13 protein-coding genes are annotated in these 16,338 nt (G+C 63.9%); 2 read left to right on the forward strand and 11 right to left on the reverse strand.

Going from position 1 to position 16,338, the window contains the following annotated elements:
* The first annotated feature begins 5 nt into the window (after window positions 1–5).
* Together EJ076_RS24390 and EJ076_RS24395 are read left to right on the forward strand one after the other, a co-directional pair.
* Window positions 6–878, forward strand: coding sequence for a 50S ribosomal protein L11 methyltransferase (locus tag EJ076_RS24390; RefSeq protein ID WP_126069547.1), 873 nt, complete (start codon window positions 6–8; stop codon window positions 876–878).
* A 145-nt stretch (window positions 879–1,023) separates the two neighbouring features.
* Window positions 1,024–2,868, forward strand: coding sequence for an aminopeptidase P family protein (locus EJ076_RS24395; protein WP_126069548.1), 1,845 nt, complete (start codon window positions 1,024–1,026; stop codon window positions 2,866–2,868).
* A 92-nt stretch (window positions 2,869–2,960) separates the two neighbouring features.
* Here EJ076_RS24395 and EJ076_RS24400 read toward each other — a convergent pair whose 3' ends face one another.
* From EJ076_RS24400 to EJ076_RS24450, 11 genes are all read right to left on the reverse strand, one after another.
* Entirely contained in the window at window positions 2,961–3,257 is a 297-nt protein-coding gene (locus tag EJ076_RS24400) for an AzlD family protein (protein WP_013530970.1), read from the reverse strand.
* The gene (locus EJ076_RS24405; protein WP_126069549.1) at window positions 3,254–3,982 is read right to left on the reverse strand and encodes an AzlC family ABC transporter permease; all 729 of its coding nucleotides are present in this window, start codon (window positions 3,980–3,982) and stop codon (window positions 3,254–3,256) included. The genes EJ076_RS24400 and EJ076_RS24405 overlap by 4 nt, the downstream gene beginning before the upstream one ends.
* 169 nt (window positions 3,983–4,151) lie before the next feature.
* The gene (locus EJ076_RS24410; protein ID WP_126069550.1) at window positions 4,152–4,844 is read right to left on the reverse strand and encodes a TIGR02453 family protein; all 693 of its coding nucleotides are present in this window, start codon (window positions 4,842–4,844) and stop codon (window positions 4,152–4,154) included.
* Complete coding sequence (gene ligA, locus EJ076_RS24415; RefSeq protein WP_126069551.1) at window positions 4,844–7,048, reverse strand: NAD-dependent DNA ligase LigA; 2,205 nt, start codon at window positions 7,046–7,048, stop codon at window positions 4,844–4,846. Before ligA ends, EJ076_RS24410 begins: the two co-directional genes overlap by 1 nt.
* A gap of 112 nt (window positions 7,049–7,160) precedes the next feature.
* Window positions 7,161–8,834 (reverse strand): DNA repair protein RecN, encoded by a 1,674-nt coding sequence (gene recN / locus EJ076_RS24420; protein WP_126069552.1) that lies wholly within the window; start codon window positions 8,832–8,834, stop codon window positions 7,161–7,163.
* A gap of 120 nt (window positions 8,835–8,954) precedes the next feature.
* Window positions 8,955–9,824, reverse strand: coding sequence for an outer membrane protein assembly factor BamD (locus EJ076_RS24425; protein ID WP_126069553.1), 870 nt, complete (start codon window positions 9,822–9,824; stop codon window positions 8,955–8,957).
* A 263-nt stretch (window positions 9,825–10,087) separates the two neighbouring features.
* On the reverse strand, window positions 10,088–11,038 hold the full coding sequence (gene lpxC / locus EJ076_RS24430) for a UDP-3-O-acyl-N-acetylglucosamine deacetylase (RefSeq protein WP_126069554.1): 951 nt from the start codon (window positions 11,036–11,038) through the stop codon (window positions 10,088–10,090).
* A 281-nt stretch (window positions 11,039–11,319) separates the two neighbouring features.
* Window positions 11,320–13,002 (reverse strand): cell division protein FtsZ, encoded by a 1,683-nt coding sequence (gene ftsZ, locus EJ076_RS24435; protein ID WP_109668241.1) that lies wholly within the window; start codon window positions 13,000–13,002, stop codon window positions 11,320–11,322.
* Window positions 13,003–13,069: 67 nt separating this feature from the next.
* Complete coding sequence (ftsA, locus tag EJ076_RS24440) at window positions 13,070–14,377, reverse strand: cell division protein FtsA (protein WP_109668243.1); 1,308 nt, start codon at window positions 14,375–14,377, stop codon at window positions 13,070–13,072.
* Window positions 14,374–15,315 carry a cell division protein FtsQ/DivIB gene (locus EJ076_RS24445; protein ID WP_109668245.1) on the reverse strand — a complete coding sequence of 314 codons (942 nt, stop codon included), beginning with the start codon at window positions 15,313–15,315 and terminating at the stop codon, window positions 14,374–14,376. Before EJ076_RS24445 ends, ftsA begins: the two co-directional genes overlap by 4 nt.
* Window positions 15,303–16,229, reverse strand: a complete 927-nt coding sequence (locus EJ076_RS24450; protein WP_126069555.1) for a D-alanine--D-alanine ligase — start codon at window positions 16,227–16,229, stop codon at window positions 15,303–15,305. Before EJ076_RS24450 ends, EJ076_RS24445 begins: the two co-directional genes overlap by 13 nt.
* Window positions 16,230–16,338: the final 109 nt, after the last annotated feature.

Genomic DNA, 16,338 nt, shown 5'->3' on the forward strand with positions numbered 1-16,338 from the left:
AACCCATGACCCAGACGCGGCTGCATTTCATCGCCGGAAAGATCGAGTCCATCAGTATTTTCGCGGCGCTCGAGGCGGCCTTCGAGGAAGAGGGCCTGCCGATCGCCGTCCTGGAGGTCGACGAGGACAAAGACATCCACGAGGTGTCGCTCTATGCCGATGGCGACATCGAAATGGTCGAAACTCGCTTGAAGGACATCCTTGCCGGGCTTTCCCTGTCGAAGCCGGTCGAGCGCGAGGTCCTGCCCGACATCGACTGGGTGGCGCATTCGCTGGAAGAGCTGAAGCCGGTGCGCGCCGGCCGTTTCTTCGTCCACGGCGCGCATGACCGCAGAAAGCGCCACAGCGGCGAGCTCGCCATCGAAATCGAGGCCGGCCTCGCCTTCGGCACCGGTCACCACGGCACTACAGCCGGCTGCCTGGAAATGCTGGAAAAGGTGGTGCGGCGCGAGCGTCCGCGCAATGCGCTCGACCTCGGCACCGGCAGCGCTGTGCTGGCGATTGCCGTCGCCAAGCTGGCGCATATTCCGGTGCTGGCGACCGACATCGATCCGGTGGCGGTGAGAGTCGCTGCCGCCAATGCACGACTCAACCACGTCAAGGCGCTGGTGGAGACCGTGACCGCGCCGGGCTTCCACCATCCGATCTTCGGCAAACGTGCGCCTTTCGATCTCATCGTCGCCAACATATTGGCGCGGCCGCTGATGCGGCTGGCGCCGCAAATGGCAGGTCACATCGCGCTTGGCGGCTCGATCGTGCTGTCAGGCATTCTCGACCGCCAGCGCGACGCCGTCGTCTCGGCCTATGTCGGCCAGAATTTTCGCCACGTGCGCACCTTGCACCGCGAGGGCTGGGTGACGATTCACCTCAAGCATTGAGGCAGATAGGCCGGCAACGACCGAGCTGGACCAAGTTCCGCCGGTTGTCAGTCAAGCGATGCTGTAGCAGGTTGCGCCCAGCCGGAAATCGATTCCGATTTCCGCGACCGTACGCTACGGTTGTGCTGACTGCAGGAGGCCCACCATGTTCCAGACCTTCGATTCCGCGGGCGACCCGGCCGTCGGCAAGCCGCGCGTGGCGTTGCTGCGCCAATGGCTTGAAGCCAACGGGCTGGATGGCTTTATCGTGCCTCGCGCCGACGAGCACCAGGGTGAATATGTCGCCGACCGTTCGGCGCGGCTGAAATGGCTGACCGGCTTCAGCGGCTCGGCCGGTGTCGCCATCGTCCTGCGCGACCGCGCCTTCGTCTTTGTCGACGGGCGCTACACGCTGCAGGTACGCAGCGAGGTCGATCTCGATGTCTTTTCAATCGAAAGCTTGGTCGACAACCCGCCGGCCGTCTGGCTCAAGGATAACATCGGCAAGGGCGCGCGGCTTGGCTTCGATCCATGGCTGCACACGATCAGCGAGATCAAGGCGCTGCAGGCCTCGGCCGACAAATCAGGTGCGGTGCTGGTGCCGCTCGACAAGAACCCGATCGACATCATCTGGAAGGATCAGCCCGAGGCGCCGGTGACGCCCGTCGAGCTTCATCCGATCGGCTTCGCCGGCGAACTCGCCAAGGACAAGCTGGGGCGGCTGGCAATTGCGATCGCCAAGGACGGTGCCACCCATGCCGCGCTGACCGACCCCTCCTCCATCGCCTGGGCCTTCAACATCCGTGGCGGTGACGTTCCCCACACACCGCTGGCGCTCGGCTTCGCCATCCTCGCCGCCGACGGATCGCACCAGCTGTTTATGGATAAGCGCAAATTCTCGCGTCAGGTTGCGGCCTACCTGACCCAACTCGCCGAGCCACATGAGCCCGGCGAATTCGAAGCGGCGATCGTGGCGCTTGCCAAGAGTGGCGCGAAAATCGCGCTCGACCCGGTGCTGGCCGCCGACAGGCTGCGCATGCTTGTCGAGGCCAATGGCGGCACCGTGATTGCAGCAGTCGACCCTGCCCGCATCCCACGCGCCACCAAGAACCAGGCCGAGATCAACGGTTCGCGCGCCGCGCATCGGCGTGATGGCGCGGCTGTGGCAAAGCTGCTGTGCTGGCTGGAGCGGCAAAAACCCGGCTCGCTCGACGAGATATCAGTCGTCACCAAGCTGGAGGAGTCGCGGCGGCAGACCGGCGAGGAAACCCAGATGCCGCTGCGCGACGTCTCCTTCGACACCATTTCCGGCGCCGGCCCGAACGGCGCCATCATGCACTACCGCGTATCGCGCGCCACCAGCCGCAAGCTGCAGGTCGGCGAACTGTTCCTGCTTGATTCCGGCGCGCAGTACCAGGATGGCACCACCGACATCACCCGCACCGTGCCCATCGGCCAGCCGACCGAGGAAATGCGCGAACGCTTCACGCTGGTGCTGAAAGGCATGATCGGTATTTCCACGCTGCGCTTCCCCGCCGGCACGCGCGGCTCGGAAATCGATGCCGTCGCCCGCATGGCGCTGTGGAAGCACGGCTGCGATTTCGCCCACGGCACCGGCCATGGCGTCGGCTCGTATCTGGCCGTGCATGAAGGCCCGCAGCGCATTGCCCGCACCGGCACCGAAAAGCTGCTCGAAGGCATGATGCTGTCCAACGAACCCGGCTACTACAAGGAAGGCTCCTACGGCATCCGCATCGAGAACCTCATCCTGGTGACGCCGGCTGAAGAGGTCGAGGGCGGCGACATCGCCATGCACGGCTTCGAGACGCTAACGCTGGCGCCGATCGACACCAGACTGGTGCGGTCGGATCTGTTGACGCGCGAGGAGCTCCACTGGCTCGACACATACCACGCGCGCGTGCTGGCCGAGATCGGGCCGATGCTCGACGGCGAGACACTGGCCTGGTTGGAAAAGGCGACAGCGCCGCTGCCGCATGACGCGAAGATTTGAGGTGAGCTTCTTTCTCCCCGTTTACGGGGAGAAATGCCCGGCAGGGCAATGAGGGGCGGCACCAGCGTTCGAAAACAATCGCGCTCGCAGGATCAGCCGACGAACTGCCGCGCCACGATCAGTACCGCCGCACCCGCCAAGAACATCGCCATCAACCCACCGCGCAGTGACACGACGGCGGTGACGACCAGCGCCGCCCATTCCGCCGGCCCGGCGTTCAACAGCTCCGGCGCCACCAGCGTCGTCAGCACCGCAGCCGGCACGGCGTTGAGACCGGCTTCCACACGCGGATGGATGGTGTCGAAGCGAGAGATGACCAGATGTCCGCCGATGCGTGTCAGATAAGTGGCGATCGCGCCGGCGATGATGATCCAGAATGTCGTGCTCATGGCCGTGCCTTCACGCCGCTATGGTGGGGTGGCAGGATGACCGCCAGCAACACGCCGGCAATCGCGCCGATCGAGACATGCCAGGGCGAGCCCACCGTCTTGTAGGCGACGATGGAGGCGGCCGCACTGGCAATCACCACCGGCAGCCACAGCGGCCGCTTGCGAAAGCCCATCACCAGGCCGAGGAAATAGATCGGCAGCAGGAAATCGATACCCAGCGCATGCGTGTCGGGGATCAGTTTGCCGAACACCGCGCCGAGCGCGCTTTCGATCACCCAGAACACATAGACCGGCAGGCCAAGTCCCAGATACCAGGCAAAGCCGACCGTCTGGCCGGATTGCGCCCGCGCCTCGGCCACAGCGAACTGCGGGTCGGTGAGGATGAAATAGCCGAGCGCTTGGCTGATGACGGGCCAATGCGCGATGCGCCGGCCGATGCCGGCGGAATAGAGCACATGGCGGAAGTTGACGGCAAAGATCGACAGCACGATCAGCCACGGCGCCACGTGCTGGCCGAACAGCTGGATGCCGACCATCTGGCTGGCGCCGCCATAGACCAGCGCGCTCATCAGGAAGGCTTCCAGAACCGAGAAGCCATTGTCGACGGCAAGCGCGCCGAACAGCACCGCAAACGGCGCCGACGCCACGACGACAGGCATGGAGAGCCGCACGCCTTGCCAGAAATCGCTTTTCGCGCCGCTCTCGGAAATTACGTCCGTCGCCATCGACCACTCCTGATGCATGTCGCCCAAAAATGCGTAGCGGTTTTGGGACAACGACAGGCACAACAACAAGGGAATGGCGGTATGTAGGTGGCGCAGCCTGCGCTGTCACACGAATTCGCTTGAGCCAAATGATCAGCGAAAATGATCGCCATGGCGCCTTGTCGAAGGGCTAGCCTGCGAGAACCTTGCCCTCGATCGCCCTGCCCCAGTCGAGCAGCGGCTTGGCGCGCAAGGTGAAATCGACGAGTTCGTCGACCAGATCAGCCGTATGGATTCCCGCCGGATCGATAACATGCTGGACGACAAAATGCCGGTGGCGGATGGCGGCGACCAGGTCAGCATCGCTGATATGCTCGAAGCCACGTGGCGTACGCTTCATGCGGCCTTCCGTCTCGAGTTCAAGACGGTTCTTCTTCAACGCCGCCACCAGGGCGCGAAACCTATCCGGCTTTGCCGCGATGGCTTTGCGCATCGCCAGCAGCAGCGCCGGCTCCGGCTGCCACCAGGCGATGTCGGCGAAGCAGCGCTCGAGCCCGATATGCACGTAGAACACGCCCTGCTCCATCTTGGTGCCGTCGGGCGACAGGATAGCCGACAGATGCCGGTTGTAGGGCCGCTTGTCCTTGGCGAAGCGCACGTCGCGGTTGATCCGGAACAGCGACTTCTTGCGGTCGCCGCGCAGGCCGAGGCCCGCCTTTGCGAAGCGCTCGGTCAGCGTGTCGACCAGATCGCCAAAGGGATCGCGCAACTCCTGTTCGAACAGGTCGCGGTTTTCCAGGAACCATTCGCGGCTCTGGTGGAAATCCAGCGCCTTCAGGAACGGAATGGCTTTTGGGCCGAACCCTTTGAATGCGCCTTCCATCACGCCTTGCCGATCCGCACCAGCCAGGCATCCTCGTCGATCACCTCGATACCGAGTTCGCTGGCAAGCTTGAGCTTGGAGCCGGCACCAGGCCCGGCGACCACCAGATCCGTCTTGGCCGAGACCGAGCCCGCGACCTTGGCGCCGAGGCGCTCGGCCATCGCCTTGGCTTCGGAGCGTGTCATCTTCTCCAGCGAGCCTGTGAACACGACCGTCTTGCCGGCGACCTCGCTGTCGGCTGAGACGTTGACGACATACGGCTTCGGCTTGACCTGCATGAGCAGCGCATCAAGCACGTCGTCATTGCGCTCATTGCCGAAGAAATCGCGCAGCGCGTCGATCACCGTGTCGCCAATGCCGTTGACCGATGGGAAGACGCTGTGTGGATCGGCTGCGGCCGCTGTCTCCTTGCCGACGCGGATCAGCTCCTCGATGGTCGAGAACGTCCGGGCAAGCACCGCCGCCGTCGTTTCGCCGATATGGCGGATGCCGAGCGCGAAGATGAAGCGGTCGAGTTCCGGCTCGCGGCGCGAATCGATGGCCGTGAACAGCTTGTCGAGACCCTCATAGTTGCGGTCCTCGACGCTGCGCACATTCTTGCGCGTCTTGCCCGATGCAGCCTCGCGCTGCCTGGCCTGCTCCTCACGCCGCTCCGCCAGCGCCCTGGTGACGGCCGGGCGGCGGTCCCTGAGCGTGAAGATATCGGCGGCGGTCTTGATCAATCCCGCATTGAAGAAGGTATCTATGTTTTCGGCACCAAGGCCTTCGATGTCCAGGGCACCGCGTGACACGAAGTGGCGCAATCCTTCCACCGCCTGCGCCGGACAGATCAGTTCGCCGGTGCAGCGGCGGCGCGAATCTTCCTTGCCGGTCTTCTCATTGATCTCGCGCGTCGCCGGCGAGCCGCAGATCGGACAAGTGTGGGGGAACTCGTATGGCACGGCATCGGGCGGCCGCTTGTCGATGACGACGCTGACGATCTGGGGAATGACGTCGCCTGCCCGCTGGATCACGACCGTATCGCCGATGCGAACGTCGATGCCGTCGCGGATCGGCTGACCCGTGCTGTCCAGGCCTTTGATGTAGTCCTCATTGTGCAGCGTGACATTCTCGACCACGACGCCGCCGACCGTGACCGGCGCCAGCCGCGCAACCGGCGCCAGCGTGCCGGTGCGGCCGACCTGGATGTCGATCTTCTGCACGGTCGTCATCGCCTGTTCGGCCGGAAATTTGTGCGCAACGGCCCAGCGCGGTTCGCCGGTGACGAACCCCCATCTGCGCTGCAGCTCCAGCTGGTCGACCTTGTAGACGACGCCGTCGATATCGTAGCCAAGCGATGAACGCTGCTCCTCGATGAGGCGATACTGCGCAACCAGTTCGTCGACCGATTTGGCCCGCACCATCAGCGGACTGATCTTGAACCCCCACTCGGCGAATTTCTGCACCGAATCATATTGGGTCGGAGCCGGGTCCGCTGTCGTGTAGCCCCAGGCATAGGCGAAGAATTTGAGGTTGCGGCTGGCGGTGACGGACGGATCCTTCTGGCGCAGCGACCCGGCCGCCGTGTTGCGCGGATTGACGTAGTCCTGGCCGCCGACCGCCGCGGAGCGCTGCTTCAGCGCCTCGAATTCCGCATAGGTCATGTAGACCTCGCCGCGGATCTCGATGATTTCGGGCCAGCCCGATCCCTTCAGTTTCGCGGGAATGTCGGCGATTGTCCGCAGATTGGCGGTGATGTCTTCGCCAACGGTCCCGTCGCCGCGCGTTGCGCCCTGTACGAACACGCCGTTCTCGTAGCGCAGCGAAGCCGATAGCCCGTCGATCTTCGGTTCGGCCGTGAAGGCGATGTCGAGATCCTTGTCGCGATCGAAGAATCGCCGGCCGCGTTCGAGGAAATCGGTGACGTCCTCGTCGGTATAGGCCTTGGCGAGGCTGAGCATCGGCACCGCATGGCGCACCTTGGCGAAGCCTTCCGCTGGCGCCGAGCCAACCCTGCGCGACGGCGAATCCTCGCGCACCAACGCCGGAAAGCGCTCCTCGATGGCAAGGTTGCGCCGTGCCAGCGCATCATACTCGGCATCGCTTATTACAGGCGCATCTTCGGTATGATAGCGCCGGTCGTGCTCGGCGATCTCTTCCGCAAGGCGCTTCAGCTCGGCTTCGGCCTCGCTCTCACTGAGCGAATCGACAGGTTTTTCAGCCATGCTTTCCTTCCCCGAACTTTGGCCAGCCACAATAGATCAGGATTTTGGGAAAAGCATTCCTGAACAGCGGGATGGAGCCATATCCTGACTCGATCCCCGACACCCGTCGTTCTTATGCCGCCGTGGTATTTTCACGCAGCAGCCGCTCGGCGGCCGCGCGCGCCTCGTCGGTGATGGTGGCGCCGGCCAGCATGCGCGCGATCTCTTCCTGCCGCGCCGGCCGGTCCATCTCGGCAATGCCGGTGGCGACACGGTCGGTGGTACCGGATTTGGAGATCAGGAAATGCGTCGCCGCGCGCGCCGCCACCTGTGGCGCGTGCGTAACCGAGAGCACCTGGACGCGCTTCGACAGCCGCGCCAGCCGCTGGCCGATGGCGTCGGCGACAGCGCCGCCTACACCGGTGTCGATTTCATCGAACACCAGCGTCGGCGCCGAGCCACGATCGGCCAGCGCCACCTTCAGCGCCAGAAGGAAGCGCGAAAGCTCGCCGCCGGAGGCGACCTTCATCATCGGCCCGGGCCGCGTACCGGGATTGGTGCGCACCCAGAATTCGATCTGGTCGATGCCCTCTTCCATGCGGCTTTCGGCCTCGCTCTTCATTTCCACAATGAAGGCAGCGCGTTCGAGCTTCAGCGCCGGCAATTCCGCCATGACCGCCTTGGTCAGGCCGACCGAAGCCGCATGACGAAGCGAGGACAGCTGCGCGGCGGCGACATCGTAGGTCTCTCGCGCTGCCGCAGCCTGCTTTTCCAGCCCGTGCAGGCGTTCCTCGCCGGCATCGAGATCGGCGAGATCGGCCGACATCGTGTCGCGCAGTTGCGCTAGGTCATCGACGGCGACGCTGTGCTTGCGCGAGGCCGCGCGCAGCGAAAACAGCCGCTCCTCCGCTTTCTCCAGCCGCTGCGGATCATATTCGGTGGCGCGCAATGCGGCCTCGACGCCCGATTGCGCCGCGTCGAGCGACAGCATCGCCTCGTCGAGTGACTTGACCACGTCGTCGAGCAGGCCCGGCGCCTCCGTCACCTTGCGCTGCAGCCGTCTCAGCAGGCTGGCCAGTTGCGGCAGGGGCGAAGATGGGCCGGACAGCACATCCTGCGCATCATGGATTTCGGAGGCGATCTTCTCCACGCGCATCATCGACGCGCGCAGTTCGGCAAGGTCGGTCTCTTCGCCGGGCTGAGGATCGAGCTTCGTCAGCTCCGCCACCGCCGCACGCAGATAGTCGGCTTCGCGCGCTGCCGCCGCCACCTTGGCACGGTGGCGCGACAGCTCCTGCTCGCAGGCGCGCCAGTGCCGCCAGGCCTCACCCGTCGAGCGGACGGCGCCGAGATGACCACCGAAAGCGTCGAGCACCTCGCGGTGCGCGCCGGGATCGACCAGAGCGCGTTCGTCATGCTGGCCATGGATTTCGACCAGCGCGCGACCGACATCGCGCATCAGGGTGACGCTCGAAGGCTGATCATTGACGAAGACGCGGGTGCGGCCATCCGCCGTCTGCAGGCGGCGCAGGATGATGTCGCCGTCATCCTCGATGGCGTTTTCGGCAAGCAGCGCGCGCACCGGATGGTTGCGCGGCACGTCGAAGACCGCGATGACCTGGCCCTGCGCCGCGCCATGGCGCACCAGCGACGCGTCGCCGCGCGCACCGAGCGCCAGCGACAGGGCATCGAGCAAGATAGATTTGCCGGCGCCAGTTTCGCCGGTCAGCACCGAAAGACCCGGCTGGAAGTCGATATCCAGCTTCTCGATCAGGACGATATCGCGGATCGACAGTCTGGAAAGCATCAGAACCCGAATCTAGAACGGCACGCGACCATTTGCAGTCGCAGCGCCGCACTATCTTTTTGTTTGAGCATCGGATCAATCCGAAAAAGCGCTGCGCACGCTTCGGTCGATGCTCAGACGTCAGGCGCCGGTGATCAGCTTTCCGGCCTTGGATATCCACGACCCGGCATTTTCGCGCGGTGCAAGCCCATTGCTCTGCAGCAGCTTGTAGGAATCCTTGTACCACGAGCTGTCGGGGTAGTTGGTGCCGAGCACGGCGGCGGCGGTCTGTGCCTCCGAGGTCAGGCCCATCGCGTAATAGCTTTCGGTCAGGCGAGCGAGCGCCTCCTCGACATGGCGCGTGTTGGAATAGTTCTCGACCACGGTGCGGAAGCGCTTGACGGCAGCGATGTATTCGCGGCGCTCGAGATAATAGCGGCCGATCTGCATTTCCTTGCCGGCCAGCTGATCGTTGGCGAAGCGCATCTTTTCCTTGGCGTCGTCGACATATTCCGATGTCGGCCAGCGCGTCACCAGGTCCTGCATCGTCTGAAGGGTCTGGCGCGCTTCCTTCTGGTCCTGCGTCACGTCCTTGATCTGGCGGTAGTAGCTCAAGCCGATGATATACTGCGCGTAAGCGGCGTCATCGGTCGACGGATAGAGCGTGAGATAGCGCTTGGCCGAGCCGATCGCCTCGTCATAATTGCCCTGGCGGTAGTCGGCGAAAGCGCCCATCACCATGGATTTGCGGGCCCACTCCGAATAGGGGTGCTGGCGGTCGACGGCGTCGAACTTGCGGCTTGCCTCCTGCAGGCGGCCGGCATTGAGGTTGGCGAGGCCCTGATTGTAGAGAACATCGGCCGGTTCGGTCTGGTCGACATAGGTCGACAGGTCGATATCTTTCTCCGACGACATGCAGGCCGACAGAAAGAGCGATGGAACAACCACCGAAAGCGCCAGGAAAACAGCCCTCTGCGGCGCTTTCAATTGACCAACTCGCTTGAAAAACATGATTGGATTCCGCCCTTTCGGCGTTATTTTAATGCCCGTCGCATGCCGTTGTCCCAAAACTGGTCCCCACTTCTAGGCGACATGCACTAATCGACGGCAGCAGCCATAAACCATAACCGCCTTGCCGGGCAACGCTATCGCCGGCCAATCGCGCATTTTTGTGGCGACAAGCGGGCGGCCCGACACCCATGTGATTTCGCCAGCAGGTGGTGCATTCATGCAACACCTCTGCCTGCCATGAAATCCGAAAAAAGTTAAGAGAATCAGATCATCCAGGGCGCGTAGAGCGGCGCGTTGACGGCGTTCATCTCGGCGCTGCGACCGCGCTCGCGGCGCGTCGTCTCGACGATCTCGAACGCAGTCCGATCCGACAGCAGGCGGCGCAGGGCCGCAGCGTTCATCCTGTGGCCCCCGCGATAGGAGCGGAAGCAGCCGATGAAGCGGGCGCCGGCCAGCGCCAGGTCGCCCATGGCGTCCAGCGTCTTATGGCGCACGAATTCGTTGGGATAGCGCAGGCCGCCCATATTGATGACGCGGTTGTCGTCACCGATGACCAGCGAGTTCTCCAGCGAAGAGCCGAGCGCGTAGCCGGCGGCCCACAGCCGCTCGACATCCTTCATGAAGCCGAAGGTGCGGGCGCGCGCGATGTCGCGGCGGAAGATATCGGCATTGAGGTCGGATGCGAACAGCTGACGGCCGATTGCCGGGCTTTCGAAGTCGATCTCGATCTCGAAACGGGTGCCGTCATAGGGCCTGAACTCCGCCCAGGAGGCGCCGTTCTCGATGCGGACCGGCTTGATGACCCTGATATAGCGGCGCTTGACCGAGAGCGTCTCGATGCCCGCCTGATCGATGGCTTCGACGAACGCCATGGCGCTGCCGTCGAAGATCGGAACCTCGGAACCATCGATCTCGATGGCGACATTGTCGATGCCGAGCCCGAACAGCGCCGCCATGATGTGCTCGACCGTGGCGATGTGTTCGCCCGCGGGATCACCAAGCATAGTGCACAGGTCGGTAGCGCCGACTTCCGAGACCAGGGCGCGGAACTCGCGGCCCTGCTCTGCACCGTTGAAAAGCTGGAAAACGATACCGGTGTCGGCATCCGCCGGCAAAAAGCTGATGGAAACTTCCTTGCCGCTGTGGACGCCGGTGCCAGTAAGCGACGCGCGCGTCTTCAATGTCGTCTGATAGTCGTGCAAGACAATCCCCATAAGCCCGTAATGCCTAGGTCCGCTTCTCCAGCCCGAGGGCGCGGCTCTTGTGTGAATCGGCAAGCAGGGCGACTTCCCCCGAAATCCCGGCAAACCGACGATGGTAGGCAGCGAAGATAATGTCCCGTCAGGGAGACTCCAAATCACGGTTTCTTACTCTGTGTAACCGCAAACTGGAATGGGCACGATTTGGTAAGTGATTGAAATCACATCATTTAAAACGTTAACAGGCAAGCGATTCCTCGCTTGCCTGTTAACAAATGTTACAGTCCGTTTACCAATCAGTTGGCCTGGCGGCGCAAGAACGCCGGAATCTCCAGCTGATCGTCTTCCTGAGTCGACCTGACCTGTGGTGTCAGGCGGCCCTGGTCGTCGAGCTGACCACGGCGCGGCGCGTAGAGCTGCGCGTCCTGGCTGGCGAGACGGCGCACTTCGGGCGCTGCCTGGCGCAGCTTGGGCTCGCGCGGCTGCGCCGGCTGCAGCCGTGCAGGCTCTTCTTCGCGGCGGGTCAGGCCGTTGGTCAGGCGCTTCAGCAGGCCCATCGGTCCGCTGTTGTTCTCGTGGTCGACCGGGCGGCTCTTGGCATCCACCTCGGCCTTGACGACGGGCGGAAAGTCCTCGACGCGCGGCATACGCTGCGGCGCCATAGCAACCGGCTGCGGGGCTTCGCGCAGCATCTCGCGCGGCTGCGGAGCAGGCTGCATCATCTGCTGGACCACGGGCTGCGGCATCGGCTGTGCTGGCGGCGCCTGGAAGATCTTGCTCTGCGGGCGGAAATCTTCAGCGTGAGCGACAGGAGCCGGGCGCGCCTGTGCCATGGCCGCGGCATTGGCTTCGGCCAATTGGATGGCTTCGGCGACCGGGTCGGCCGCGCGTGGCTCGTATGCCGCCTGCTGGACCGGCGCCGGGCGGCTTTCCACCGCGGCAACGGCTGGGCGGCTGACCGGCTTCGGCGGCGCCGTGCGGATCGAGATCGGCGCAGCGGCGATTTCAGCCGCCGACTTGTCGATGCCGGTGGCAACCACCGAGACGCGGATGACGCCTTCGAGTTCCTCGTCGAAGGTGGCGCCCAGGATGATGTTGGCGTCCTGGTCGACTTCCTCGCGGATACGCGTTGCCGCTTCGTCGACTTCGAACAGCGTCAGGTCGCGGCCGCCGGTGATCGAGATCAGCAGGCCCTTGGCGCCCTTCATCGAGGTCTCGTCGAGCAACGGGTTGGCGATTGCCGCTTCGGCGGCGGCCATCGCGCGACCCTCGCCCGAAGCCTCGCCGGTGCCCATCATTGCCTTGCCCATCTCGCGCATGACGGAACGGACGTCGGCGAAGTCGAGATTGATCAGGCCTTCCTTGACCATCAGGTCGGTGATGCAGGCAACACCGGAATAGAGCACCTGGTCGGCCATGGCGAAGGCGTCGGCGAAGGTGGTCTTGTCATTGGCCAGCCGGAACAGGTTCTGGTTGGGGATGACGATCAGCGTATCGACGCATTTCTGCAATTCCTCGATGCCGAAGTCCGCCGTCTTCATGCGGCGCTGGCCTTCGAAATGGAACGGCTTGGTGACGACGCCGACGGTGAGGATGCCCTTTTCGCGGGCAGCGCGGGCAACGACGGGAGCAGCACCCGTACCGGTGCCGCCGCCCATGCCGGCGGTGACGAAGCACATATGGGTGTTGGTCAGGTGATCGAGAATTTCGTCGATGCACTCTTCCGCCGCCGCACGGCCGACTTCCGGTTGCGATCCGGCGCCAAGGCCTTCGGTGACATGCGCGCCAAGCTGGATCAGCCGTGAGGCCTTCGACATGGTCAGCGCCTGCGCGTCGGTGTTGGCCACCACGAACTCGACACCGCGCAAACCGGCGGTGATCATGTTGTTGACGGCATTGCCGCCGCCGCCGCCGACACCGAACACGGTGATGCGCGGCTTAAGCTCGGTGATGTCCGGCTTTTGCAGATTGATGGTCATTGTCTCCGTCCTTTGCCTTTCACGCCGCTTCGCCGCCGCGGCCGCCTATGGGGCTGTCCCCGTCAATTTAGAAACTGTCTCTCAACCACTGACTCATGCGATGCAGTTTTCCGCCCGTTCCGGTCATTCTGAGACCGGAAATTCCTTTCGCCGGATGGCTCTCGAAGCTCGCCATCTGCGGATAGATCAGAAGCCCTACCGCGGCCGAGAAAGCCGGCCCCTTCGCCGCTTCCGGCAGGCCGGCCACGCCGAGCGGACGGCCGATGCGCACATTGCGTCCCAGGATGCGGCGCGCCGCCTCCGGTAGGCCGGCAAGCTGGCTGGCGCCGCCGGTGAGCACGACACGCTTGCCCACCGCATTGCCGTAGCCGGACTTGTTGAGCCGGTCGCGCAGCAGTTCGAGCGTCTCGTCGATGCGAGCGCGCACGATGCGCGTCATCACCGAGCGCGGGATCTGCAAAGGCACATCGCCATCGTCGCCGATCGGCTGGATCGAAACCAGGTCGCGATCGTCAGCGCTGCCGGGCAGCGCCGAGCCATGCATCACCTTCAGCCGTTCGGCGGCATCGAGCGAGGTCGACAGTCCCTTGGCCATGTCCAGCGTGACATGATTGCCGCCGATGGCGATGGCGTCGCCATGGACGAACTTGCCTTCCGAAAACACCGAGATCGTCGTCGTGCCGCCGCCCATGTCGATGCAGGCCGCGCCCATTTCCAGTTCGTCGTCGACCAGGGCCGCCAACCCGCTGGCATAGGGCGTCGCCACCATGCGCTCGACCGACAGATGCGAACGGTTGATGGAAAGCTCCAGATTGCGCATCGGCGCGGCGTCGCCGGTCAGCACATGCATGTCGACGCCGAGTGCGTCGCCGACCATGCCGCGCGGATCACGCACGCCGCGTTCCGCATCCAGCGAGAAGCCGACTGGAAGCGAATGGATCACCTCGCGCTCGACCTTCAGCGCCTGCTTGGCGCCGGCGCCGAGAACGCGCTTGATGTCGGTCTCGTCGGCCTCATGGCCGCCAAGATTGATGGTGGCGGAGAAGGCTTCGCTCTTCAGCCGACCGGCCGTCATGTTGACGATCAGCGAATCGACCGTCAGCCCGGCCATGCGCTCCGCCGCATCAACGGCGAGACGGATGGCATGCTCGGCGCGGTCGAGATCGACGACAACCCCCGACTTCACGCCTTGCGACTTCTGATGGCCGATGCCGATAACCTGGATCCGGTGCGAGCGGCCACGCAACAGCTTGCCGTCATCGCACGGCTTCAGCTTGGCCACCATGCAGCAGACCTTGCTCGAACCGACATCCAGCACCGTCAGGGTGCCGGACCGGCGCGACGAGGCATCGCCATGACCGCCAAGCCAGCTCATATCTTCGTCTCCGGCTTGCGCTTCAGGCTCTTGGGTTTTTCGTTGAGTGCGGCTTCGCGCTGCGTTGCCGCCTCGGGCGTCAACTGCACGACCAGCCGGTCGGTCAGGCGCATGTCGACGGCGGCGATGTCGCGTGACAACAGCCCCTTGTCCTGGTCCATCTTGACGAGTTCGGCCAGCGCCTGATCCTCGTCATCCTCGGGAAGCTTGACGGTGATGCCATTGTCCAGCTTCAGGTCCCAGCGCCGTTCGCCGACGCGGATATAGCCTTTGATCCGGGTCGCAAGATCAGGATATTTTTCGATCTTGGCGATGAAGTCGGGCGCGCTCGCCGGCGCGCCGGTGCCGATCAGCAGCGGCAGCAACACCTGCTTGCCGCCCGAGAACGGCGCGATCACAGCGCCATCCTTCTCGATGACGGACAGCTCATCGCCCTGCTGCCAGAGCGCGAAGGCCTGGCGCTCTTCGACGCGCACTTCCAGCGTGTGCGGGTAGACCTTGCGAACCGCCGCAACCTCGATCCACGGCAGGCCGGAGATGCGCTCGCGCGCCGCCTCGGCGTCAAAGCCGATCAGCGACGTCCAGCCATCGAGTTCGAGCCTGTCGAGAATATCGATCTCCGAGGTCTGGCGATTGCCGACCACCTTGACCTGATCGACGGCAAAGCCGGTGCGGGCAGTGATGCTCTGCACGATGCCGTCGACATGGCCGCCGAGATAGGCGCCATAGGCACTGCTCGAGGCAATCAACACGGCCGACATCATGGCCGCGGAAAAGCGCGGCGCCTGGAATTCCCCGACACCGAGGCGCGCCAGAATGCGCACCGGGCGGCGCAGCATCCGCGGCAGCACGAAATGGTCCAACGACAACGGCAAGCCGAACAGCGCCGGCCCGGCCGCGCCCCTCTCCTTACCCTGTCCCCATTTCAACGCAGACACGAAGCGTCCTCCACCATCCAACTCAACAAATCGCCAAACGAGTGCCCGGCCTGGGCGGCGATTTCAGGCACCAAGGACGTCGGCGTCATACCCGGCTGGGTGTTGACCTCGAGCCACACAATCTCGCCGTTTTCGGAATGCCGATCGTCATAACGGAAGTCCGACCGGGAAACGCCCCGACAGCCGATCGCTTGGTGAGCCTTGAGCGCCAGTGTTTGTATTTTTTGGTAAATATTCGGTGAAACTTTTGCGGGGCATTCGTGCTTTGATCCCCCAGCGACATATTTTGAATCATAGTCGTAGAAGGAATGGCCGGTCGGGATGATCTCGCAGACCCCCAGCGCCACATCGCCCATCACCGCGCAGGTCAGCTCGCGGCCATGGATGTAACGCTCAACCATGACGGTATCGCCATATTTCCACTCGGACGAGCCGATCACCTGCGGCGGATGTGACTGGCCTTCATGCACGATGACGACGCCGAAGCTCGAGCCCTCATTGACCGGCTTGACCACATAGGGCGGTTTCATCGGATGTTTGTTCTGGATGGCGAAGCGGCTGGCGACCTTCGATTCGGCGACCGGCACGCCGACCGCCTTGGCAACCCGCTTGGCCTGCTCCTTGTTCATGGCCAGAGCCGAGGCGAGCACGCCGGAATGGGTGTAGGGAATGCCGAGATATTCGAGGATGCCCTGGACAGTGCCGTCCTCGCCAAAAGGGCCATGCAGCGCGTTGAAGACAACATCGGGCTTGAGCTCAGCAAGCACGGAGCCGACATCGCGCCCGACATCGACGCGCGTGACCTGGTAGCCTTCCTTCTCGAGCTCATCGGCACAAGCCTTTCCCGAAGACAGGGACACGGGCCGCTCGGACGAAAAACCACCCAGCAGGACGGCCACATGCTTGCTTTTCATTCCCCGGCATCCCCTCTCACGGCGGACCAAAAACCAAGATTTTCCGCAACATTGAGTCCGAGTCTCCCAGCAGGTTGCCCCCCAGACGGAAAACGCGGGTAACGCGTCG

Source organism: Mesorhizobium sp. M7D.F.Ca.US.005.01.1.1, assembly GCF_003952545.1.
Classification (GTDB): Bacteria; Pseudomonadota; Alphaproteobacteria; order Rhizobiales; family Rhizobiaceae; genus Mesorhizobium; species Mesorhizobium loti.